Source organism: Agrobacterium vitis, assembly GCF_013337045.2.
GTDB classification, from domain to species: domain Bacteria; phylum Pseudomonadota; class Alphaproteobacteria; order Rhizobiales; family Rhizobiaceae; genus Allorhizobium; species Allorhizobium vitis_B.
Genome location: NZ_CP118259.1, coordinates 3,457,541 through 3,480,300, shown reverse-complemented (window position 1 = coordinate 3,480,300; position 22,760 = coordinate 3,457,541). Strand labels below are relative to the sequence as shown.

General features: G+C 55.7%; 16 protein-coding genes. 9 read left to right on the top strand and 7 right to left on the bottom strand.

Annotated features, from left to right (window positions below; genetic code table 11):
- Positions 1–64 precede the first annotated feature (64 nt).
- The 5 genes from mnmE (at position 65) to G6L01_RS16365 (ending at position 5,713) form a co-directional block, all read left to right on the top strand.
- A complete protein-coding gene (gene mnmE, locus G6L01_RS16385) occupies positions 65–1,375 on the top strand; it encodes a tRNA uridine-5-carboxymethylaminomethyl(34) synthesis GTPase MnmE (protein ID WP_070166209.1) in 1,311 nt (436 codons plus the stop codon).
- A 34-nt stretch (positions 1,376–1,409) separates the two neighbouring features.
- Positions 1,410–3,275, top strand: a complete 1,866-nt coding sequence (gene mnmG / locus G6L01_RS16380) for a tRNA uridine-5-carboxymethylaminomethyl(34) synthesis enzyme MnmG (protein WP_139190389.1) — start codon at positions 1,410–1,412, stop codon at positions 3,273–3,275.
- A 4-nt stretch (positions 3,276–3,279) separates the two neighbouring features.
- The gene (rsmG, locus tag G6L01_RS16375) at positions 3,280–3,915 is read left to right on the top strand and encodes a 16S rRNA (guanine(527)-N(7))-methyltransferase RsmG (protein ID WP_070166267.1); all 636 of its coding nucleotides are present in this window, start codon (positions 3,280–3,282) and stop codon (positions 3,913–3,915) included.
- Positions 3,916–3,933: 18 nt separating this feature from the next.
- Complete coding sequence (locus G6L01_RS16370) at positions 3,934–4,728, top strand: ParA family protein (RefSeq protein WP_015917598.1); 795 nt, start codon at positions 3,934–3,936, stop codon at positions 4,726–4,728.
- Positions 4,729–4,834: 106 nt separating this feature from the next.
- Positions 4,835–5,713 (top strand): ParB/RepB/Spo0J family partition protein, encoded by an 879-nt coding sequence (locus G6L01_RS16365; RefSeq protein ID WP_070166210.1) that lies wholly within the window; start codon positions 4,835–4,837, stop codon positions 5,711–5,713.
- Positions 5,714–5,794: 81 nt separating this feature from the next.
- Here G6L01_RS16365 and holA read toward each other — a convergent pair whose 3' ends face one another.
- The 3 genes from holA to leuS form a co-directional block, all read right to left on the bottom strand.
- The gene (gene holA, locus G6L01_RS16360) at positions 5,795–6,835 is read right to left on the bottom strand and encodes a DNA polymerase III subunit delta (protein WP_070166211.1); all 1,041 of its coding nucleotides are present in this window, start codon (positions 6,833–6,835) and stop codon (positions 5,795–5,797) included.
- Between the two features lie 274 nt (positions 6,836–7,109).
- The gene (gene lptE, locus G6L01_RS16355) at positions 7,110–7,634 is read right to left on the bottom strand and encodes an LPS assembly lipoprotein LptE (RefSeq protein WP_070166212.1); all 525 of its coding nucleotides are present in this window, start codon (positions 7,632–7,634) and stop codon (positions 7,110–7,112) included.
- The gene (gene leuS, locus G6L01_RS16350; RefSeq protein WP_070166213.1) at positions 7,624–10,254 is read right to left on the bottom strand and encodes a leucine--tRNA ligase; all 2,631 of its coding nucleotides are present in this window, start codon (positions 10,252–10,254) and stop codon (positions 7,624–7,626) included. Before leuS ends, lptE begins: the two co-directional genes overlap by 11 nt.
- Before the next feature lie 200 nt (positions 10,255–10,454).
- Here leuS and G6L01_RS16345 point away from each other — a divergent pair, with 200 nt between their 5' ends.
- A complete protein-coding gene (locus G6L01_RS16345; RefSeq protein ID WP_070166268.1) occupies positions 10,455–11,114 on the top strand; it encodes a YggS family pyridoxal phosphate-dependent enzyme in 660 nt (219 codons plus the stop codon).
- Between the two features lie 89 nt (positions 11,115–11,203).
- Here the strand turns inward: G6L01_RS16345 and G6L01_RS16340 are convergent, their stop codons facing one another.
- The gene (locus G6L01_RS16340; protein ID WP_015917592.1) at positions 11,204–11,899 is read right to left on the bottom strand and encodes a DUF1013 domain-containing protein; all 696 of its coding nucleotides are present in this window, start codon (positions 11,897–11,899) and stop codon (positions 11,204–11,206) included.
- 289 nt (positions 11,900–12,188) lie between these two features.
- On the opposite strand from G6L01_RS16340, the gene acs reads away from it, so the two are divergent.
- Together acs and G6L01_RS16330 are read left to right on the top strand one after the other, a co-directional pair.
- Complete coding sequence (gene acs, locus G6L01_RS16335; protein WP_070166269.1) at positions 12,189–14,144, top strand: acetate--CoA ligase; 1,956 nt, start codon at positions 12,189–12,191, stop codon at positions 14,142–14,144.
- Positions 14,145–14,458: 314 nt separating this feature from the next.
- Positions 14,459–14,902: a metallopeptidase family protein gene (locus G6L01_RS16330; protein WP_015917590.1), complete on the top strand. Its 444-nt coding sequence runs from the start codon at positions 14,459–14,461 to the stop codon at positions 14,900–14,902.
- Between the two features lie 181 nt (positions 14,903–15,083).
- Here G6L01_RS16330 and pyc read toward each other — a convergent pair whose 3' ends face one another.
- Complete coding sequence (gene pyc / locus G6L01_RS16325; protein ID WP_070166214.1) at positions 15,084–18,545, bottom strand: pyruvate carboxylase; 3,462 nt, start codon at positions 18,543–18,545, stop codon at positions 15,084–15,086.
- Positions 18,546–18,651: 106 nt separating this feature from the next.
- Positions 18,652–19,392, bottom strand: a complete 741-nt coding sequence (locus tag G6L01_RS16320) for a helix-turn-helix transcriptional regulator (protein ID WP_070166270.1) — start codon at positions 19,390–19,392, stop codon at positions 18,652–18,654.
- Positions 19,393–19,667: 275 nt separating this feature from the next.
- On the opposite strand from G6L01_RS16320, the gene G6L01_RS16315 reads away from it, so the two are divergent.
- Positions 19,668–21,422 (top strand): glucan ABC transporter ATP-binding protein/ permease, encoded by a 1,755-nt coding sequence (locus tag G6L01_RS16315; RefSeq protein WP_070166215.1) that lies wholly within the window; start codon positions 19,668–19,670, stop codon positions 21,420–21,422.
- Positions 21,423–21,527: 105 nt separating this feature from the next.
- On the opposite strand, the gene G6L01_RS16310 is transcribed toward G6L01_RS16315, so the two are convergent.
- Positions 21,528–22,667: a M20 aminoacylase family protein gene (locus G6L01_RS16310; RefSeq protein WP_070166271.1), complete on the bottom strand. Its 1,140-nt coding sequence runs from the start codon at positions 22,665–22,667 to the stop codon at positions 21,528–21,530.
- Positions 22,668–22,760 lie beyond the last annotated feature (93 nt).

The window sequence follows — 22,760 nt, the reverse complement described above, 5'->3', positions numbered from 1 at the left end:
ATGAAGGTTTTGGCGTGCATCCGGGCACAGGACAGGCTGCGCGCTTAAGGAGTGAGTTCAAGCAATGGCAGGCGATACTATTTTTGCCCTCTCAACCGGATCGCTTCCGAGCGGTGTAGCCGTAATTCGGTTATCGGGTAAGGATGTCCAAGCCGTTTTAACGGAACTCTGTACGGTGGTTCCTGAGCCTCGCCATGCCACGTTACGGTCGATTCGGAACCGTGATGGACTGGTGATAGATCGGGGATTGGTACTTTTCTTCTCCGGCCCCTCCTCGTTCACGGGTGAGGATTGTGGGGAACTACATGTGCATGGAAGCCGCGCCGTGGTGAGCGCCTTGCTTTCGACACTGGCCTCATTCTCCGGTTGCCGACTTGCAGAACCTGGAGAGTTTTCGAGACGGGCTTTTGAAAACGGCAAGCTGGACTTGGTCGAAATTGAAGGCCTGGCTGATCTGCTGGCAGCAGAAACAGAAATGCAGCGGCGGCAAGCTCTCGCCCAGGCCAGCGGTAACGCAACCGGTACCTATGAGAGCTGGCGTGAAAAATTGATCTATGGCCGGGCAATGATCGAGGCCGAGTTGGATTTTGCCGATGAAGGCGACATTCCCGGATCGGTGTCTGATCAAGTATGGGATAGTGTTAGGGACCTCCGCACGCAGATTTCCGCGGCTATTGCCGATGACCGGCGAGGTGAAATCATTCGTGATGGTTTTAATGTGGTGATTGCTGGGCCTCCTAATGCTGGCAAGTCGAGCCTCATCAATGCACTTGCCGGTCGGGACGTAGCAATTGTGACCCATTATGCCGGGACGACGCGGGACATTCTCCAATGTGATATAGACCTTGAAGGATATGTCGTTCGCTTGTATGACACCGCCGGTATTCGAGAGACCGAAGAGGTCATCGAACAGGAAGGCATACGGCGGGCATTGCGCAAGGTCGAAGAAGCCGATCTCGTTTTGTTGCTTGACGACGTTTCCTCTCCAGGCCAGACAATCAATATTGTTTCGGTTCCGGTTGTCACCATCGGGACAAAAGTTGATCTTCTGACAGCAAGTGAAGGGATAGATCGAGATCTCGTCATTTCGACTTACGTTCCTGATGATGTGGACGGGGTTCGAAGCGTCATTCTCGATTCGATTCGGAAACGGTTTGGTCATACGGAATCAGTGATCCCAAGTCGTTTACGTCATATCGAATGCCTGAGAGATGCTCTTTCTTTCATTGATGAAGCTTCAAATAGCCTACTGAACTTGGAAATTAGAGCGGACTTCCTGCGTTTGGCAAGTGATGCGCTGGGTCGTCTAGTTGGACGTATCGATACCGAAACGCTTTTGGGTAAAATCTTTTCGGAATTTTGCGTCGGAAAATGACTCACGTGAAACATTGGTGGTCGAGATGAAAATGATGCCGCGGCGATTTGATGTGATTGTGATTGGCGGCGGGCATGCCGGCAGCGAAGCGGCCTATGCGAGTGCGCGACTTGGTGCAAAAACCTGCCTTGTAACGCATCGACGCGATACGATTGGTGTTATGTCTTGTAATCCGGCCATTGGCGGTTTGGGCAAAGGGCATCTTGTCCGGGAGATTGATGCACTGGGCGGACTCATGGGCAGATGTGCTGACGCCTCCGGTATTCAGTTCCGGTTGCTGAACCGAAAAAAGGGACCGGCTGTGCGAGGGCCGAGAACCCAGGCTGACCGGAAGCTTTATCGTCAAGCCGTACAGAATGTACTTTTCAACCATCCGCAGCTCGAGATCATTGAAGGGGACGTGTTCGATCTTGATATCGAAAATGACACCGTTAAAGGGGTCATTTTGGCAGACGGGCAAAGCCTGTCCAGCGCATCAGTGATATTGACCTCCGGTACTTTTTTGCGCGGTCTCATCCATATTGGACAGACACAAATTCCGGCCGGACGTGTGGGGGAAGCCCCGTCACTTGGTTTGAGCGCGACATTGGGACGGTTGGGGCTAAGGCTGGGTCGTTTGAAAACCGGAACTCCGGCCAGGTTGGATGGTAGAACCATCAATTGGTCGCAGCTCGAAATGCAGGCGGCTGATGAGCAACCGGTCCCGTTCTCTTTCATGACCGACCACATTACCAATCCGCAGATCGAATGTGGAATCACCCGAACCACCGCCGCAACCCATAAAATCATTCGAGATAATATTCATCTCTCTGCCATGTATTCCGGGCAGATCGAGGGCGTCGGTCCACGCTATTGTCCGTCGATTGAGGATAAGATCAGCCGATTTGGAGATCGGGATGGCCATCAGGTTTTTCTTGAGCCTGAGGGATTGGATGACCACACAGTCTATCCAAACGGTATATCGACCTCTTTGCCTGAGTCTGTGCAGAAGGAGTTCATGAGAACCTTGCCGGGTTTGGAGAATGTGACGATTCTCCAGAGTGCTTACGCAATCGAATATGACCACATAGATCCGCGTGAGTTGTCGGCGAGCCTCGAATTGAAGCGGTTGAATGGCCTTTATCTTGCCGGGCAGATCAATGGAACAACTGGTTATGAAGAGGCTGCGGCACAAGGTCTGGTGGCTGGACTGAATGCCGCGCGCGCCGCGGGTGGCCAGGATGTGGTAAATTTCAGCCGGGCCCAATCATATATTGGCGTGATGATTGATGATTTGATCAGCCATGGTGTGACTGAACCCTACAGGATGTTTACCTCCCGTGCCGAGTTTCGTTTGTCGCTTCGGGCTGATAATGCCGATATCCGTTTGACGCCGATTGGTATTGAACTTGGATGTATTGCTTCAGACCAGGAGAAACGATTTAAGCACTACCAGCATCAGATTGATGAAACGATTAATTTGCTTGAGTCGAGAAAACTGACACCCAACGAAGCCGCCGCCGTTGGCATTCCAGTTAACCAGGACGGTCGGCGACGCACTGGGCTTGAGCTTTTGGCCTATCCCGATATTTCGATTGCCGATCTCTCGCGGATTTGGCCTGACTTTTGCGCCCTGGATAATAAGGTTGCGGATGCTGTCGAAATTCATGCGACCTATGCTGTCTATATGGATCGACAGAATGCAGATATTGCCGCAACCAAACGAGATGAAGACAGGCTGATTCCTAAGGACTTCGATTATGCGACGTTGTCGGGCCTTTCCAATGAGCTGAAACAAAAATTGGAAAAGATCCGTCCTGAGAACCTTTCCCAGGCTGCCAAAGTTGAGGGCATGACCCCAGCGGCTATTTCTCTGCTTATTGCTTTCTTGAACAAAGGTGTGTTGCGACATGTCGGCTGATGCAATGTCCGCGAGTCTCTTTCAGCGGCTTACCGGCCTACGTGTTTCACGTGAAACATACGAAAAACTGGATCATTTCGTTGATCTGTTTGGCAAGTGGTCCAAGGTCATCAACCTTGTTGCAAATTCAACGAAAGATCAGATCTGGCATCGACATGTCATTGATAGCGCCCAGCTGTTTAAACTCCGCCCGAATCCTCAGCATTGGATTGACTTGGGAAGCGGTGGTGGATTTCCTGGTGTCATTACGGCAATTTTATTGTCGGAAATGAGCGACGGCTGGGTCGATTTGGTCGAGAGCAATAATAAAAAAGCTGCTTTCCTCCGCACAGCTCTGATGGAAACCGGAGCGAGGGGTAGGGTTCATCCCTTGCGAATCGAAGAGGCACACAAAAGTCTGTCGGCCTGCGATACAATTTCGGCTCGAGCTCTCGCGGATCTCGATCTGCTTTTCTCTTATGCGTCCCCTTGGGCCGAAAAAAACAAGAAACTTAATTTTCTCCTGCATAAAGGTCGGGATTACCAGTCTGAAATTAACAATGCGCGTGACCGATGGACGTTCGATCTGGTAATACATCCTAGCGTGCTTGAAGCCGACTCTGTCATCCTGGAAGTGAGCGGGCTTGCACGATCAAAGTAAGATCAGTCAGGTGACCTCATGCCCTACGAGAAGAACCGGATCATAACCATTGCCAATCAAAAAGGTGGTGTCGGCAAGACGACGACCGCCATTAATCTAGCAACCGCATTGGCTGCGATTGGCGAACGAGTGTTGATTGTCGATCTTGATCCCCAAGGCAATGCTAGCACGGGTTTGGGAATTGACCGCCGTGACCGCAAATTGTCCTCCTATGATTTATTGATTGGAAGCCATAGCGTTTCCGAAACGGTTATCGATACCGCGGTGCCTAATCTGTCGATTGTCCCCTCCACTCTCGATTTGTTGGGGCTTGAGATGGAAATCGCCCAGAAGGCTGATCGGGTATTTCGCTTGAAAGCTGCTTTGCAGTCGCAAGATGGTTTGGCCTATTCCTATGTGCTGGTCGATTGCCCGCCGTCTTTTAATTTGCTGACGATGAACGCCATGGCTGCGGCGCATTCTATTCTGGTGCCGCTCCAATGTGAGTTTTTTGCGCTGGAAGGTCTTAGCCAATTGCTTGAAACGATAGGTCAGGTCAGGCGCAACGTTAATCCCACCTTGGATATCCAGGGTATTGTGCTGACAATGTTCGATTCGCGGAACAATCTTGCCCAGCAGGTGGTGACAGACGTTCGCAGTCACTTGGGCGAAAAGGTTTATCACACGCTCATTCCGCGCAATGTGCGTGTCTCGGAAGCGCCGTCCTATGGCAAGCCGGCTATTCTTTATGACCTGAAATGTGCAGGCAGCCAGGCTTATCTGCAATTGGCCTCAGAAGTTATTCAGAGGGAACGGCAACGTCGCGCGGCTTAGATCGTCGGGCTTTCGCCAATGGGAAGTGAGTTCTGACGATTTGAATGGTGTTGACGCGATGAGTGGACTCCTACTCCAGCGTGAAGAGTGAACGAAGAGGTTCGTGATGAACGACGATATTTCGAAACGGCGTCTCGGTCGTGGTTTGGCCGCCTTGATTGGCGAAATGGATCAACCTGTTCCTGTCGATGAGAGCAGAGCCTTGGTCTCTGCCGACCGGATGGTGCCGATTGAGTTCGTATCTCGTAATCCACGCAATCCTCGTCGTTACTTTGACGAAACGGTTCTTCAGGAACTTGCCGGCTCCATTCGCCAACATGGCATTGTGCAGCCAGTCGTGGTACGAACGATTGCGACAGCCCGTTACGAGATCATTGCTGGCGAACGGCGCTGGCGTGCAGCCCAGTTGGCGGGACTGGTGGAAATTCCCGTCATCGTTCGCGATGTGGATGATCGCACCGCTCTGGAATTGGCAATTGTCGAAAACGTTCAACGTGCCGATCTCAATCCGCTCGAAGAAGCGATGGGCTATGAGCAACTGATTGCAGAACATGGATATACCCAGAACGATCTCGGCGAGATCATCGGCAAGAGCCGCAGCCACGTGGCCAATAGCCTGCGGCTGTTGAAGCTTCCTGATCCCGTTCGCGATATGCTGGCCGATGGATCTCTGTCCGCAGGTCATGCTCGGGCTTTGGTCTCGACGTCAGATCCGAATAGCTTGGCACGCCAAATCGTGTCCAAGGGCATGTCGGTCCGAGATGCTGAACGTCTGGCGCAAAACGACATCAAGGGCCAAGGCCAGCCAAAGCCACATGTGGTGCCCGCAAAAGATTCGGATACGGTCGCATTGGAGAGAAGCCTGTCGGATCGTTTGGGATTGGATGTATCGATCAGTCACAAAGGCGGCGGTGGCCAGCTGCGAATCAATTACAAAACCCTGGAGCAGCTTGAGGAAATTTGCCGGTTGCTCGAGGCGCGCTAAACTTTTCATGTGCTTTGGCAGCAAGCTGCGGACGGTCTTCGTTGATGTGTTTCGACTTTAAAAGGCCAAAAGGAGAAGTCGTTAGCGGCTTCTCCGCGCCGATTGCAGGGTAATCGCCAGTAGTGTTTGGAGCGACAAGCTGTCTTCCAATGATGGCTGACGTCTGCTGGCAAGAATGGCCGCCTGTAATCGCCGCATCTCGACTGCAAGTGCGTCTGACGGCCAATTCTTTAAAGATTTTTCAAAGAGTGCTTTTCGCTTGAAATGTATCTGGCGACCAAGTGTTTGCATGACCTGGGTAGCTTGTTGCCGTTTTTCATCCATCTCACTTCGCATAATGTCCAGCAACTGAAACTGTCGAAGGCATCCCTGGAGAACCAGGAACATCGGCGTCTTGGAGGTGGCGATTTTCTGGATGGCATGCAGCAGGGCGTCTGCATTGCCAGCAAGCACGGCATCTACCGCCTCATCCGTCGAAACGGCGCTGGCATCGCCGATAATCTGTTCAACATGAGTTTCGTCCACGAGGTCGTCATGCAGACAATAGAGCAGCAACTTGGATATCTCATTACGAGAGGCCCTGCGGTCGCCTCCCAGGCTCTCGCTGAGCAGCGAACGAGCCGCAGGCGTCAATCTCTTTCCAGCGGTGCTGAATTCCGCGTCAATCAAGGCATTGATGGCCCGTGCATCGTCCTGATAGCAGGGAATAACCGCGATATTGCGGGCCGGTTCGGCTATTTTGCGGGTCGCTGATCCCTTTTTGAGATCCCCAGCCTCCAAGATCAGACAACTGGAGTCTGGTGGGTCCTTGGCAAGAATTTGTAGCCCATCCACCACGCTTTTTTCATTGGCGACACCTCTGATCCAGACAAGCCGGTCGCCGCCGAAGAGGCCGAGGGCATTCATTTCGTCCAATAGTTTTCCCGGATCGCTCTGCAGGTCGCTGCTGTCCAGCCGAATGACCGAGAAGGGATCGTCCAGCACAACGCCAGTCGATTTGGCAATCGTTGCCGCGCGTTCCGCCACAAGTCCGACATCCGGGCCGTAGACCAGGAACATCTTGTAGTGACGAACTGATTTTTGCAGAAAGCCATCGAATTCGTGTGACTTGACTTCAACCATGGGCTTCAAGTCTCTCCGCTTGGCCGTGTACCAGACAGGCAGTGCAGCAAATTTAGAGTGCTAGAGCAAAAAGCGTTTGATCAAACACATGTTGCTCTAGATTTTGTCAGGAAAAAGTAGAATCGGTTTTTCAAAGAGACAAGCGGATTAAAGGATGGCTATAGCTTGTCTGGTTCAATGTCATCCCAAGCAACCTATAGCGCTGCGCTATTGCGATTTCAGGCGCATCCTCGCGAAGATACGCTGCTCTCCGTCTTGGCAAAGCCCGCAATTATTATTTACGAACCAGTAGGCTAGCCAAATCGGCTGAGATCAACTCCGCCAATTCTCGTGCAGCTCGGTTTTCGGCATCTCTTACAGCGCGCAGCTTCGCAAATTCCTGTGTCGGAAAATCAACCAATGCGACGGACTGGCGATGGGCGATACGCATGACGGAAAGATCACTTGCCTTCTTCAGCGTATAGTCAGCGCTGACTGTCACGCGACCCGCAGTCGCCCGGTCGGTACTTTCGTTGATCAGAACTTCCGTTGTGTCGGTATGTACGACCAGTGTGACCAGATACTCGGGATGGGCCGGTTCCCCCTGCCCGCCTGCGGCAAGGAAGATCAACCGGTTGCGAACTTCTTGCCCAACTCTGTCCGTTGCCGGGGAGAAGCCGATGGACGCCATTAACTTGCGAGTACCCTGGGCTTCGCCGTAGAGCGGTCTGACCTGGCAGCCCGCAAGGGCGCCAAGCAGGCCAACGGACGCGGCGAGAACCGCGCGACGGGATAAATTTACGCGTGAATCAGACGACAATGTTCACAATCCTCTGCGGAACCACAATGATCTTCTTAGGCGTCTGCCCTTGAAGAGCGGCTTTGACGGCATCCAGATCGAGCACCGCTTGGCTGACGGCATTCTGATCCGCATCGCGACCGATTGTCAATTCGGCCTTCTTCTTGCCGTTGATCTGCACCGGCATGACCACTTCGTTTTCAGCCACCAATTCAGCGTCGAAAACCGGCCAGTCTGCTTGCGACACCATTCCGGAATGGCCCAACACCGCCCAGCATTCTTCGGCCAGATGCGGCATCATCGGAGCGATGATTTGGATTAGTATTTCTGTAGCGTTGCGCACCGCAGCGGCGAAGTCAGCATCGGCCTGTCCAGATGCCACCTGCGTCAGCGGCGCTGCCAGAGCATTGAGCAACTCGTAAATCCGCGCCACGGCCTTGTTGAAGGCCAGTTTGTCCAGATCGGCTCCGACAGCCTGCAAGGTCTTGTGGGCAGCTTGAGAAACCGACCTGCCCGCACCATCCTTAGCCGGAGTCGATGCAGAGGTTCTCAGCACTTCAGCAGCCTCGGAAACCAGCCGCCAAAGCCGCTGGACGAAGCGATGCGAGCCTTCGATACCGGCTTCCGACCAGATCACGTCGCGATCCGGTGGCGAGTCCGACAAAACGAAAAAGCGGGCGGTGTCGGCACCGTAGGAGCCCAGAATATCGTCGGGGTCGATGACGTTCTTTTTCGACTTCGACATTTTTTCAACGGAGCCGATCGTCACTTCCTCGCCGGAGGAGAGAAGGAAGGCGCGGCGTGTGCCATCGACATCCTCGACGCGGATATCCGCAGGCGCCACCCATTCGCCATTCGCGCCACTGCCAAGACGGTAGGTCTCGTGGACGACCATGCCTTGGGTAAACAGACCCTTGAAAGGCTCGCTGACGGCGACATGGCCGGTCTCGCGCATGGCGCGGGTGAAGAAGCGGGAATAGAGCAGGTGCAGAATCGCATGCTCGATGCCGCCGATATATTGATCGACTGGCAGCCAATGATTGGCCACAGCCGGGTTGGTCGGCTTGTCTTCCCATGGTGCGGTGAAACGGGTGTAATACCAGCTGGAATCGACAAACGTGTCCATAGTATCCGTTTCACGCCGGGCCGCCTTGCCACAGCAAGGGCAGGAAACGTTGCGCCAGGTTGGGTGGCGATCCAGCGGGTTTCCAGGCACGTCAAAGGTGACGTCATCCGGCAGCTTGACCGGCAGATCCTGTTTCGGAACCGGAACAACTCCGCAGTCATCACAGTGAATAACCGGGATCGGGCAGCCCCAATAGCGCTGGCGTGATACGCCCCAGTCGCGCAGGCGGAAGTTCACCCGGCGCTCTGCGACAGGTTCATTGCCGAGCTGTGCAGCGGTGAGTTTGCCTGCCACGACATCGAAGGCTTCCTGTGTCGTCAGGCCATCCAGAAAGCGGGAATTGATCATCACGCCATCGCCGTCGTAGGCGGTATCGCCGACGGTAAAGCTGGCTGCATCGCCATCCTTTGGCATCACAACAGGCACAACAGGCAGATCGTATTTGCGGGCAAAATCCAGGTCGCGCTGGTCTCCTGACGGGCAGGCGAAGATCGCGCCAGTGCCATAGTCCATCAGCACGAAATTGGCGATATAGACCGGCAATTCCCAGCTAGGATCAAGCGGATGCTTGACCTTGATGCCGGTGTCCAAGCCCTTTTTCTCGGCGGTTTCCAGCGCAGCCAGTGAGGTCCCTGCCCTGCGGCATTCGTCGCAGAAGGCCGCAATGTCGGTGGATGTTTCGGACAGCGCCTTGGCCAATGGGTGATCGGCGGCAATCGCCAGGAAGCTGGCGCCGAACAGTGTGTCAGGGCGGGTCGTATAGACCTGCACGTCGGCAAAGCCCTGAGGGCCGGTACCGGCGGCGATCTCCCAGCGAATGGCCAGGCCTTCAGAGCGACCGATCCAGTTCTTCTGCATCAGCCGGACCTTTTCCGGCCAGTGATCCAGCGTGTCCAGGGCGTCCAGCAGATCCTGGGCGAAATCGGTGATCTTGAAGAACCATTGAGTCAGTTCGCGTTGCTCGACCAGCGCACCGGAGCGCCAGCCGCGGCCATCGATCACCTGTTCATTGGCCAGCACCGTCTGGTCGACCGGGTCCCAGTTGACCTTGGACTGCTTGCGATAGACCAGGCCCTTTTCCATCATGTCGAGGAAGAGATATTGTTGGCGTTGGTAATATTCGACATCGCAGGTGGCGAATTCACGTGACCAGTCCAGCGACAGGCCCATGGATTTCAGCTGGGCGCGCATGGAGGCGATGTTCTGATAGGTCCAGTCCTTGGGATGAACCTTGTTCTGCATGGCGGCGTTTTCGGCTGGCATGCCGAAAGCGTCCCAACCCATCGGATGCAGGACATTATAGCCGCGCGCGCGCTTGTAGCGAGCCACGACATCGCCCATGGCATAATTGCGCACATGGCCGATATGGATGCGGCCAGACGGGTAGGGGAACATCTCAAGTACGTAGTATTTTTCGCGAGGATCGTCGTTATCGGTCTCGAAGATTTTCGCTTCAGACCATTTTTCCTGCCAACGAGGTTCCGCATCGCGCGGATTGTAACGTTCTGTACTCATGGGATGCTACGTCCGAATTGCTTGAAAATTTGGGTGGACCTTCACCATGAAACAGCCCTAGCGTCAAGGTTTTGCGCCGGAATCGGGCCATCCTGGGACGCATTCCTTGCTGCGGTGCCTATAATGCACTTGCAAGGCTCTTGCCTTTCGCGGCCAGTGCCGCGAAAACAGGCGGAATTTTAAAATATGGATTGCTGGCGATGACCATTGAAGAACGACTGGATGAGGTACGGACCCGGATCGCCGCTGCGGCCCGCGAAGCTGATCGAACCCCGGAGGCGGTCACGCTGGTCGCCGTTTCCAAAACCTTCGACGCGGAGGCGATCCGCCCGGCCATCCTGCATGGCCAGCGGGTGTTCGGTGAAAACCGGGTGCAGGAATCGCAGGGAAAATGGCCGGAGTTGAAAGCCGAAACGCCTGAGATCGAGCTGCATCTGATCGGGCCACTGCAATCCAACAAGGCAGCGGAAGCCGTGGCGCTGTTCGATGTGGTTGAGACGGTGGACCGGGAAAAAATCGCCCGCGCGCTGGCCGAGGAAATGGTCAAGCAGGGCCGGCAACTGCGGCTTTATGTGCAGGTCAATACCGGGTTGGAGCCGCAAAAGGCGGGCATTGCCCCGCAGGATACGGTGGATTTCGTCACCCTTTGCCGGTCGGAACTCGGCCTCGATATTGTGGGATTGATGTGCATTCCGCCAGCCGAAGAAAATCCTGGGCCACATTTCGCTCTTCTGGCGAAGCTGGCCGGGCAATGCGGCGTTGAGCGCTTGTCGATGGGCATGTCGGGTGATTATGAGACGGCTATTGCCTTTGGTGCCACCAGTGTTCGGGTGGGATCGGCGATTTTCGGGAGCCGGTGAGGGCTGCTGATTTCACCAACAAAACCCTCAAAATAAAACCCCGGGGCGGAGCCACCGGGGTTTGAATTTTCCAACGCTGATATGCCGGATCAGTACTGATCGTCTTCTTCTTCGGGAGTGGTCGATTTCAGCGATTGCAGCTTCTTGAACACGGCATTGGCGTCGATTTCCTTTTCCTCTTCCTGGGCGTAGAAATCGAGATGTTCGGTCTGCGATGCCGATTGCAGGGTGGCGCCCAGCTCGGCAGCTGTCGGCAGCGGACGGCCCTTCGAGGCCTTTTCCACTTCCATGTCCAGATCGATCTGGCTGCACAGGCCAAGCGTTACCGGGTCCATCGGCGCGAGATTGGCCGAATTCCAGTGGCTGCGGTCGCGGATCTGCTCGATCGTGCTCTTGGTAGTGCCGACCAGCCGGGAAATCTGTGCATCCTTCAGCTCAGGATGATTGCGCACCAGCCAGAGAATGGCGTTCGGGCGGTCCTGACGCTTGGAGACCGGCGTATAGCGGGGGCCACGGCGCTTCGAATCAGGCACGCGCACCTTCGGCTCGGAAATCTTCAGCTTGTGGGCAATGTCTTTTTCGCCGCGCGCGATCTCGTCGCGGGAAAGCTGGCCGGTGGCAATGGGATCAAGACCCTTAATGCCCTGCGCGGCTTCGCCATCGGCAATGGCTTTTACCTCAAGCGGGTGCAGCTTGCAGAACTGGGCGATCTGCTCGAATGACAGCGCCGTATTGTCTACGAGCCATACGGCCGTTGCCTTTGGCATAAGCAGTGTCTGGGCCATGCAATTACAATCCTTCTGTAGGTACGCGCCGTCGGGCGCGAGCCGTGGATACAACCAGAATTTCCGGGAAATCAACGGCTATATACGCCGGTTGACGCAGAAATGCAATTCTTTGAAAGACAAATGACCTTTGTCTAATTGCCGCCATGTGGCGACCTGATAAGAATTGGCAGTATGACACCTATATCATGATGCAGAGCCACTGCACCGCATCATGCCAGGTCGCATGTTGAGAGAGGTGAGGAGCTCTCCGCAGCCTGTCATGGCTGCGTCACATCAGGAGGATTTCATGTCTGCGAAGACCTATCCCGTTTTAAAGGCCGCCAAGGCCCAGGCTTTGATCGATAACGACAAATACCTGAAATGGTACGAGGAAAGCATTGAGGAGCCGGAGAAGTTCTGGTCCAAGCACGGCAAGCGGATCGATTGGTTCAAGCCGTATACCAAGGCCAAGAACACCAGTTTCAAAGGCAAGGTGCCGATCAAGTGGTTTGAGGACGGGCTGACCAATGTCTCCTATAATTGCATCGACCGGCATCTGAAAACCCATGGTGAGCGCACCGCAATCATCTGGGAAGGGGACAATCCCTATATCGACAAGCGGATCACCTATAACCAACTTTATGACAATGTCTGCCGGCTCGCCAATGTGCTGAAAGCGCATGGCGTCAAGAAAGGCGACCGCGTCACCATCTATATGCCGATGGTGCCGGAAGCGACCTATGCCATGCTGGCGTGTTCGCGTATTGGTGCTGTGCATTCGGTGGTGTTTGGCGGTTTTTCGCCTGAAGCCCTGGCTGGCCGGATCGTCGATTGCGAATCGACCTTCGTGATCACCTGTGACGAAGGAGTGCGCGGCGGCAAGCCGGTGGCGCTCAAGGAAAATACCGATGTCGCCATCGACATTGCGGCGAAACAATATGTCATCGTCAACAAGGTGTTGGTGGTGCGCCGTACCGGCGGCAAGGTCGGCTGGGCTCCGGGGCGCGATCTCTGGTATCATCAGGAAATCGCCAAGGTGAAGCCGGATTGCCCGCCGGTGAAGATGAAGGCGGAAGATCCGCTGTTCATTCTCTACACCTCCGGCTCCACCGGCAAGCCAAAGGGCGTGCTGCACACGACCGGTGGCTATCTCGTCTATGCGGCGATGACCCACGAATATGTGTTCGATTATAAAGACGGTGAGGTATTCTGGTGCTCGGCAGACGTGGGTTGGGTCACCGGCCATTCCTATATCGTCTACGGGCCGCTGGCCAATTGCGCGACGACGGTGATGTTCGAAGGCGTACCCAATTTCCCCGACCAGGGACGGTTCTGGGAAATCATCGACAAGCATAAGGTCAATATTTTCTATACCGCGCCGACTGCCATCCGCTCGCTTATGGGGGCCGGAGACGAGTTCGTCAAGCGCTCCTCGCGCTCCAGCCTGCGATTGCTGGGCTCGGTCGGTGAGCCGATCAATCCGGAAGCCTGGGAATGGTATTATAACGTGGTCGGCGATCAGCGCTGCCCGATTGTCGATACCTGGTGGCAGACCGAGACCGGCGGCATTCTCATCAGCCCCCTGCCCGGTGCCACGATCCTCAAGCCCGGTTCCGCGACCCGGCCGTTCTTTGGCGTCAAGCCGGAGCTGGTGGACAATGAAGGCAAGGTGCTTGAGGGTGCCGCAGATGGCAATCTTTGCCTGATCGATAGCTGGCCGGGTCAGGCGCGGACGATTTATGGCGACCACAATCGCTTCGTTCAGACCTATTTTTCTACCTATAAGGGTAAGTATTTCACCGGCGACGGCTGCCGTCGTGACGAGGACGGTTATTACTGGATCACCGGTCGCGTCGATGACGTGCTGAATGTGTCCGGCCACCGTCTGGGGACTGCTGAGGTGGAATCGGCACTGGTCTCGCATCATCTGGTCTCGGAAGCCGCCGTGGTCGGTTATCCGCACGGCATCAAGGGCCAGGGCATTTATTGCTATGTGACGCTGATGGCGGGCCATGAGGGCGATGAGGAATTGCGCCAGACGCTGATTAAGCATGTCCGTTCCGAAATCGGCCCGATTGCCTCTCCCGACAAGGTTCAGTTCGCTCCCGGCCTGCCGAAAACCCGGTCCGGCAAGATCATGCGTCGTATCCTGCGCAAAATCGCCGAGGACGATTTCGGCGCGCTGGGCGACACATCGACGCTCGCCGATCCTGGCGTTGTCGATGATTTGATTGCCAACCGGCAGAACAAAGCATCCGCCTGAGGTATGTCTCTCAGGCTTTGCAAAGGGGCGGGGTCTCTCCGCCCCTTACGCTCACGCATTCTGGCTGTGAACGAATAAGAAATATCAACTGTCGGCTTCAATGGCAGCTCATATTACCAGCATTTTCAAGTGGAACTGGCCGGGTTTTGAATGGCACTCGTAAAGTGCAATTAAACAGACTATATGGGGGATCTTACTGCGGAACGACCCTTACCTGACCTTCGAGCCGGTCGGTGACAGGCCTCCACAGTCCATTCGAGTGTTATGGCGGGTGCGCGATGTCAGTCCTGCGCGGCGCTGTAGTAGGAGTTCCCATGGCCCGGGTAGACCAATCCGACGACTGGCGCGAAAAACACGCGCCGACAATCAGCACGTTCGAGTCGCTGGCGATCGAAGCTTTCGGCAATTTGCCGAAGGAATTTCGTGACCTGACCGGAAACCTGATCATCGAGATTGCCGATTTTCCCACCGACGACGTGTTTGAAGACATGGCGCTTGAGACGCCTTTCGATCTGCTGGGCCTGTTCGAAGGGCGCGGCATTTCCGAGCGTTTCAGTATGGAAACCGGCGAGGTGCCCAATAAGATCACCCTCTATCGCCGCCCTATTCTCGACTACTGGGCCGAGAATGAAGAAACATTGGGCGATATCGTCACCCATGTGCTGATCCACGAGATTGGCCATCATTTCGGCCTGTCCGACGATGACATGGAGCGGATCGAGGAAAGCGTTGACGACGGAATGGCCGACCGGTCGTAACGTCTGCAAAATTTCGAAGAAAAAGTTTCCGCGATAAGGGCGGCGCATCCTGAGGGACGCGCCGCGTCATTACAGCGCCGTGCGTTTTATAAAACGCACAAAGGACGCTGTAACACTTTAAATTTGCTGCATAATTTTCTCCTTAAATCGATTTCGATTTAAGGAATTATGCAGTAGTTTGTTATGCCTCAAGGCCGATCAGCAGGTCCTTGGCGTCGATCTGGTCACCGGCCTTCACCAGCACTTCAGCAATCTTGCCATCGCGTTCGGCATGCAACGCGGTTTCCATCTTCATCGCTTCGATGGAGAGCAGCACGTCCCCGGCTTTCACAGACTGCCCTGCCGCGACGAAGACCCGTGAGATGACACCGGGCATCGGCGCACCGATATGGGCGGCATTGGCGGCCTCCGCCTTGCGGCGGGCGGCGGCACCGGACGCGCCATGGCTGCGGTCCGGCACCTTGATACGGCGTGGCTGACCGTTCAGCTCGAAAAACATCGTAACCAGGCCCTGGGCATCGGGAGCACTGGCGGCTTGGTTGACGATGACAAGCGTCTTGCCTTTTTCGATTTCGGCAAACAGCTCCTCGCCATCGCCCATGCCGTAGAAATAGGAATGGGTCGGCAGGACCGAGACCGGGCCATAGGTATCGGAGGCCAGGGCGAAATCCGTGAACACCTTCGGATACATCAGGTAGGACGCGAATTCAAAATCACTGACACTGCGCTCCAGCTTGTCCTCGATGGTCTTGCGTTCGGCATCGAGATCGGCGGGCGGTAAAAGCGATCCCGGCACGGCCGTATACGGTTTTTCGCCCTTCAACGCCTTCTTTTGCAGGCTCTGTGGCCAACCGCCGGGTGGTTGACCGAGATCACCCTTCAGCATCGAGACGACCGAGTCGGGGAAGGCGATGTCCTTATCCGGATTCTCGACATCATCCACCGTCAGATCCTGCGCCACCATCATCAGCGCCATATCGCCCACCACCTTTGAAGATGGCGTGACCTTTACGATGTCGCCGAACATCTGGTTGACGTCGGCATAGGTCTGCGCCACCTCGTGCCAGCGGGTTTCCAGCCCCAGCGAGCGGGCCTGCTCCTTCAGGTTGGTGAACTGGCCGCCGGGCATCTCATGCAGATAGACTTCTGAGGCCGGACCCTTCAAATCGCTTTCGAATGCCGCATATTGGCCCCGCACTGCTTCCCAGTAGAAGGAAATGCGACGAATCCATTCCGGATCGATCCCTGGATCGCGCTCGGTTCCGGCCAAGGCTTCGACAATCGAGCCGAGGCAGGGCTGGGAGGTGTTGCCCGACAGCGCGTCCATGGCGGCATCCACGGCATCGACACCGGCATCAATGGCTGCCAGCACAGTGGCGGCGGAAATACCCGATGTGTCATGGGTGTGGAAATGGATCGGCAGGCTGGTCGCCTCACGAAGCGCCTTGAACAAAACTTTCGCGGCAGCGGGTTTCAGCAACCCGGCCATGTCCTTGACGGCAATGATATGGGCACCGGCCTTTTCCAGTTCGGCGGCAAGAGCCGTATAATATTTCAGGTCGTATTTTGGCCGGGCGCTGTTCAGGAGATCGCCGGTATAGCAGATTGCCGCCTCGCACAGCTTGTTCTCTTCCTGCACCGCGTCCATGGAGACGCGCATATTATCGACCCAGTTCAGGCAATCGAACACCCGGAAAAGGTCGATGCCACCCTTTGCCGCCTGGCGGACGAAATATTTCACAACATTGTCGGGGTAATTGGTATAGCCGACACCGTTTGCGCCGCGCAGCAGCATTTGCAGCAGCAGGTTGGGTGCGCCTTCGCGAATCAGTGCCAGTCGTTCCCACGGATCTTCCGTCAGGAACCGCATTGAGACGTCAAAGGTCGCGCCGCCCCAGCATTCCAGCGAAAGCAAATTGGGCAGGGCGCGGGCATAGACACTGGCGATCCGGGCAATGTCATTTGTGCGCATCCGGGTGGCCAGCAGCGATTGATGGCCGTCGCGCATGGTCGTATCGGTCAAAAGCACACGCGGTTCGTTGCGCATCCACTCGGCAAAGCCCTTCGGTCCCAGCGCATCGAGTTTCTGCTTGGTGCCATCGGTGATACTGGCGTCGATATAGGGAATGACTGGCTTTGCCGCCTTGTCCGAGGGCTTGGGGCGGCCCTTGGTTTCTGGGTGGCCGTTGACGGTCACGTCGGCCAGATAGGTCAGCAGCTTGGTTGCCCGGTCCTGGCGCTTGACCTGGGCGAACAGTTCCGGCGTCGTATCGATGAAGCGTGTCGTATAGGTATTGTTGCGAAATTTCGGATGGCCGATGATCGCTTCAAGGAAGGTGAGATTGGTGGCGACACCGCGGATACGGAATTCGCGCAGCGCCCGATCCATCCTGCTGATCGCCTCCTGCGGCGACGCGCCAGCAGCGGTCACTTTCACCAGCAGCGGATCATAAAAACGGGTGATGATCGCGCCCGTATAGGCGGTGCCGCCATCGAGCCGGATTCCGAAACCTGCCGCCGAACGATAGGCAGTGATGCGGCCGTAATCGGGAATGAAATTATGCTCCGGGTCCTCGGTCGTGACGCGGCATTGCAGGGCATGGCCATGCAGGCGGATGTCTTCCTGGCGGGGAACGCCCGATTCCGGCGTGCCGATCGCAAACCCTTCGAGGATGTGGATCTGCGCCTTGACGATGTCGATACCGGTCACCACTTCGGTAACGGTATGTTCGACCTGAATGCGCGGATTGACCTCGATGAAATAGAATTTTCCAGTATCGGCATCCATCAGATATTCGACGGTGCCGGCACCGATATAGCCCGTGGCTCTGGCAATTTTCAGCGAATAGGCGGCAAGTTCCTGGCGCTGCTCCTCGGAAAGATAGGGGGCGGGGGCCCGTTCCACGACTTTCTGGTTGCGGCGCTGCACCGAACAATCGCGCTCAAACAGATGCACGGCATTGCCATGGGTATCGCCGAGGATCTGGCTTTCGACATGGCGGGCATTTTCCACCAGCTTTTCCAGATAGACTTCATCCTTGCCGAAGGCGGCCTTTGCCTCGCGCTTGGCCTCCGTGACTTCGCGCGCCAGATCGCTTTCGGAGCGGATCACCCGCATGCCGCGCCCGCCGCCGCCCCAGGAGGCCTTGAGCATCAGCGGATAGCCGATCTCGCCAGCCATTTTGGCCACGGTGTCCATATCATCAGGCAGCGGTTCGGTGGCTGGCACCACGGGAACGCCGACGTCTACCGCCAGATTGCGGGCGGCGACCTTATTGCCCAATTGCCGCATCGTATCGGATCTCGGGCCGATGAAAATTAGACCTGCATCGTTACAGGCATCGACAAATTCAGGGCTTTCGGACAGGAGGCCATAGCCCGGATGTATGGCATCCGCGCCTGACAATTTGGCGACACGGATGATTTCCTCAATGGAAAGATAGCTTTCGATCGGGCCGAGATCCCGCTTCAGATGTGGGCCGCGACCGACCTGATAGCTTTCGTCCGCCTTGAAGCGATGCAGGGAGAGCTTGTCCTCCTCAGCCCAGATGGCGACCGTTTTTATGCCGAGTTCATTGGCAGCCCGAAACACGCGAATGGCGATTTCGGAGCGATTGGCAACTAGGATCTTGGAAATAGACAAATGGGCCTCCTCTTCATCAGGCGCTCATTGTGCGCCTGCGAAGAGAACCCATAGCGGTTTGCAAGACATCGCGCAATTTAGGCAAGTCAGCAGAACGATGAAAATATCAGCTGATCAGGCCAAGACGATAAGCGATTGCTACCATATGTTGCCGGTTCTTTGCGTTCAACTTATCCTGCAATTCGTTGACGTACCAATCGACGGTGTGGTTCGAAATCTCGAGCAATTTGCTCATCTCGTTCGAGGTCATGCCTTCCCCGAGATAATTGAGAATTTCAAGCTCGCGTCGGGTCAGGCGCACATCGACTTTTTGCACCATCGATAGAAGTTCGTCTTCGCCATTGATTTCCGCCAGCCGCCAGAAGGCGCATTTCGCCACCGTGTCGAACATCATGATCTCAATCGGGGTCAGTTCCACTGGTCGTCCGCCAATGGTCATGTTGGCCAGCAATCCGCCCCGTCCGTGAATGGGGAAGATGTAGCCTTCTTCGAGACCAAAACGCTGGGCATCCATCATCATCCGCTGCATGCGTTTGAAATGCGGGTCCTGGGCGAACGCCGTCAGCGTTTCGCTCCAGCGGAACGGCCGTTGCGCTTGCGCAAGATAGCGAATGGCAGGGTCGATCAGCACGAATTTTTTCGTGATATAGACCTGCGGCCATTTTTCCGGCCAGCGTCCTGCAAGCACCAGCGACATGGGGTTTTGGTCAGGTTTGGGACTGCGCACTAGGCCGTAATAATCGAATTTATAAAATTCGAGGAGCTTCTCCAATTCCAGGATCAGCTCCTCGCGATTTCGGCATCCCTGAGATACAGCCAAAAACTGTATGAGATGATTGACACTCACACGCACCCCCTAGGTTCAGCACCAGACTGAACATTAACATTCTCTAATTATTATCAAACACTATTTCTTAAAATACACGTTAAGCTTATGTGTTTGTTAATTTGGCTACCTGAAATTTTACCCATAGCAAGCATGGCGAAAAAGAGAATTCCAAAACCTGACTTTGCACAACAAGTACGGGTCTGTATAGGCGGCGTTCAGGTTCGTCTCCTTAAAATATGGTGATACGATGCCTCAACCGGCCAATTCGAAGCCGATCAGGAGAAACTGACGCCATGTCCCTGTTACAAATTTACTGGCGAGCCTTGCAATATCTTGCCGCCTACCGTCTGAAGGTGAGCATCGTGGTGACGGCCAATATTATATTGGCGGTGATCACCATTGCCGAACCGATCCTGTTTGGTTGGATTATCGATGCAATTTCCAGTGGCAAGCCAGTCAAGGATATTCTGTTTCTCTGGGGCGGCTTTGGCATATTCAACACCATTGCCTTCGTGCTTGTCGCCCGCGAAGCCGATCGGCTGGCGCATGGCCGCCGGGCCAGTCTGCTGACCGAAGCCTTTGGCCGGATCATTTCCATGCCGCTGTCCTGGCATCACCAGCGCGGCACATCCAATGCGCTGCATACGCTGCTGCGTGCCAGCGAGACGCTGTTCGGCCTCTGGTTGGAATTCATGAGAACCCATCTGGCCACCGCGGTGGCGCTCGTGTTGCTGGTGCCGACAGCCTTTTCCATGGATGTGCGCCTCTCCCTGGTGCTGATCGTGCTTGGTCTGATCTATGTGGCGATCGGCAAGATGGTGATGGACAAGACCAAGGATGGACAGGCTTCCGTCGAGAGCCACTACCATACGGTGTTTTCCCATGTTAGTGACACGATCAGCAATGTCTCGGTGGTGCATAGCTATAATCGTATTCAGGCCGAAACTGCGGCGCTGAAAACCTTTACCAGCAAGCTGCTTGATGCTCAGTATCCGGTGCTCGACTGGTGGGCGATTGCCAGCGGCCTCAATCGCATTGCCTCTACCGCTTCAATGCTGATCATCCTGATTATCGGCACGATGCTGGTGCAGAGCGGCGAATTACGGGTCGGCGACGTTATCGCCTTTATCGGCTTTGCCAATTTGCTGATCGCCCGTCTCGACCAGATGCGCCAGTTTTCAACGCAGATCTTCGAGGCGCGCGCCAAGCTGGAAGATTTCTACGTGCTTGAGGATTCCGTGCAGGATCGTGATGAGCCGGCTGGCAATCGCGACCTGAAGTCTGTACGTGGCGATGTTGAATTCCGCCATGTCTCCTTCGATTTCGCCAATACCACCCAGGGTGTCAAGGACGTGTCCTTCACGGTCAAGGCCGGACAGACGATTGCCATCGTCGGTCCGACCGGTGCCGGTAAGACGACGTTGATCAACCTGCTGCAACGGGTGCATGAGCCGCAGCAGGGCCAGATCCTGATCGATGGCGCCGATATCTCCACCATTACCCGCCAGTCGCTGCGCAACTCGATTGCGACGGTGTTTCAGGATGCGGGCATTCTCAACCGGTCGATTGCCGATAACATTCGCATTGGGCGCGAAAATGCGACGGATGAGGACATCGTCAAGGCGGCCGAGGCTGCTGCGGCCACCGACTTCATCGAAAGCCGTTTGTCTGGCTTCGATACCGATGTTGGTGAGCGTGGCAACCGGCTGTCAGGCGGTGAACGGCAACGTATCGCCATCGCCCGTGCCATCCTGAAGGATGCGCCGATCCTGGTGCTGGACGAGGCAACCAGTGCGCTCGACGTGGAGACTGAAGAGCGGGTAAAATCCGCTATCGACCGGCTGCGCCAGAACCGCACGACATTTATCATCGCCCACCGGCTATCGACCGTGCGCGAAGCCGATCAGGTTCTGTTCCTCGACCATGGCCGTATCGTCGAAATGGGTGGCTATGACGAATTGAGCGCCAAGGGTGGCCGTTTCGCAGCCTTGCTGCATACCAGCGGTCTGCTAAACGATGACGACAAGGCAGTGGTTAAGGCCGGATAATTCAATTAATCTAGCTGGTGAAAAGGCGCGGTTCCGAAGGGAGCCGCGCCTTTTGTCTGCCCGTGTTCGCCCTCAACGAGGGCGTTTTTGTTATCTTGGACGACCCTATTCCGGCTTTAGCCGGCTCTCAGCCAGCTCTACCCAGAATGCCGTGCCGGTTGGAATGATATCATCGTTGAAATCATAGCGTGGATGATGAAGCGGCGGGTCGTTTTCGGTGCGTTTGGTCCCGAGGAAGAAGTAGGTGCCGGGCTTTTCCTGGAGCATATAGGCGAAATCCTCGCCGCCCATGGTCGGTCGCGGCATATCGAAAACCTTGCCTTCCCCGGCAAAGCGCCTGGCAAGGTCCCGCACGTAATCGGTTTCCGTCTTATGATTGACGGTGGCCGGATAGCCCCGCTCATAGTCGATCTCCACGGTCATGCCGTAGCTTGCCGCCTGCCCCTCGGCAATGGCCCGAACGCGGCTTTCCAGTTCATCGCGCACATGATCGTCGAAGCTGCGGATGGTCAGGACCATCTCCGCCCGCTCCGGTATCACATTGCTGGCGGCACCGGCATGAAAGCCACCAACGGTGACGACGACCGGATCGAGCGGGTGGATATTGCGCGAGGCAATGGTTTGCAGCGCCATGATAATGCTGGCACCTGCCACGATCGGATCGCTGGCGCTTTGCGGCTCGGCACCGTGGCCGCCCCGGCCGATGACGGTGATCTTGCATTCATCCACCGAAGCCATAATTGGCCCTTCCCGGAAGGCGAAATGGCCGAATGCAATGCCGGGGTCGTTATGCAGGCCAAACACCGCATCGCAGGGGAAGCGCTCGAACAACCCGTCTTCGATCATCAACCGTGCGCCGCCGAAATTTTCTTCCGCTGGCTGGAAAATCAGATGGACGATGCCATCGAAATTGCGGCGCTCGGCCAGAATACCGGCGGCACCGAGCAGCATCGCCGTGTGACCGTCATGGCCGCAGGCATGCATGAGGCCGGGAGTGAGGCTTGCATAATCGAGGCCGGTTTCCTCGGTGATCGGCAGGGCATCGAAATCCGCGCGTAGACCGATGGAACGCTGACTTGTCCCATTGCGCAGCGTGGCGACAATGCCGGTGCGGGCCAGGCCCCTGGTCACCTCGTAGCCCATGGCTTCCAGTTTTCCCGCCACATAATCGGAGGTGTGAAACTCTGAAAGTCCCAGTTCCGGGTGCTGATGCAGGTAGCGCCTGATCTCGACGACATCTTTCATGGCATTGGAGAAAAAGAGAGACATAGTTAACCTAAAATGTGGATGGTCTGTTTCCGATTCGTAAGCTCCGCCTCGGGCAGAGGATCTTGGATT

What these genes read in the sequence shown, in the direction of transcription:
- acs (WP_070166269.1), top strand. Translation starts at nt 12,189, where the DNA reads ATGTCTGCGAAGACCTATCCCGTTTTAAAGGCCGCCAAGGCCCAGGCT.
- G6L01_RS16370 (WP_015917598.1), top strand. Translation starts at nt 3,934, where the DNA reads ATGCCCTACGAGAAGAACCGGATCATAACCATTGCCAATCAAAAAGGT.
- G6L01_RS16310 (WP_070166271.1), bottom strand. Translation starts at nt 22,667, where the DNA reads ATGAAAGATGTCGTCGAGATCAGGCGCTACCTGCATCAGCACCCGGAA.
- rsmG (WP_070166267.1), top strand. Translation starts at nt 3,280, where the DNA reads ATGTCCGCGAGTCTCTTTCAGCGGCTTACCGGCCTACGTGTTTCACGT.
- G6L01_RS16345 (WP_070166268.1), top strand. Translation starts at nt 10,455, where the DNA reads ATGACCATTGAAGAACGACTGGATGAGGTACGGACCCGGATCGCCGCT.
- G6L01_RS16340 (WP_015917592.1), bottom strand. Translation starts at nt 11,899, where the DNA reads ATGGCCCAGACACTGCTTATGCCAAAGGCAACGGCCGTATGGCTCGTA.
- mnmG (WP_139190389.1), top strand. Translation starts at nt 1,410, where the DNA reads ATGCCGCGGCGATTTGATGTGATTGTGATTGGCGGCGGGCATGCCGGC.
- G6L01_RS16315 (WP_070166215.1), top strand. Translation starts at nt 19,668, where the DNA reads ATGTCCCTGTTACAAATTTACTGGCGAGCCTTGCAATATCTTGCCGCC.
- G6L01_RS16365 (WP_070166210.1), top strand. Translation starts at nt 4,835, where the DNA reads ATGAACGACGATATTTCGAAACGGCGTCTCGGTCGTGGTTTGGCCGCC.
- mnmE (WP_070166209.1), top strand. Translation starts at nt 65, where the DNA reads ATGGCAGGCGATACTATTTTTGCCCTCTCAACCGGATCGCTTCCGAGC.
- leuS (WP_070166213.1), bottom strand. Translation starts at nt 10,254, where the DNA reads ATGAGTACAGAACGTTACAATCCGCGCGATGCGGAACCTCGTTGGCAG.
- G6L01_RS16330 (WP_015917590.1), top strand. Translation starts at nt 14,459, where the DNA reads ATGGCCCGGGTAGACCAATCCGACGACTGGCGCGAAAAACACGCGCCG.
- holA (WP_070166211.1), bottom strand. Translation starts at nt 6,835, where the DNA reads ATGGTTGAAGTCAAGTCACACGAATTCGATGGCTTTCTGCAAAAATCA.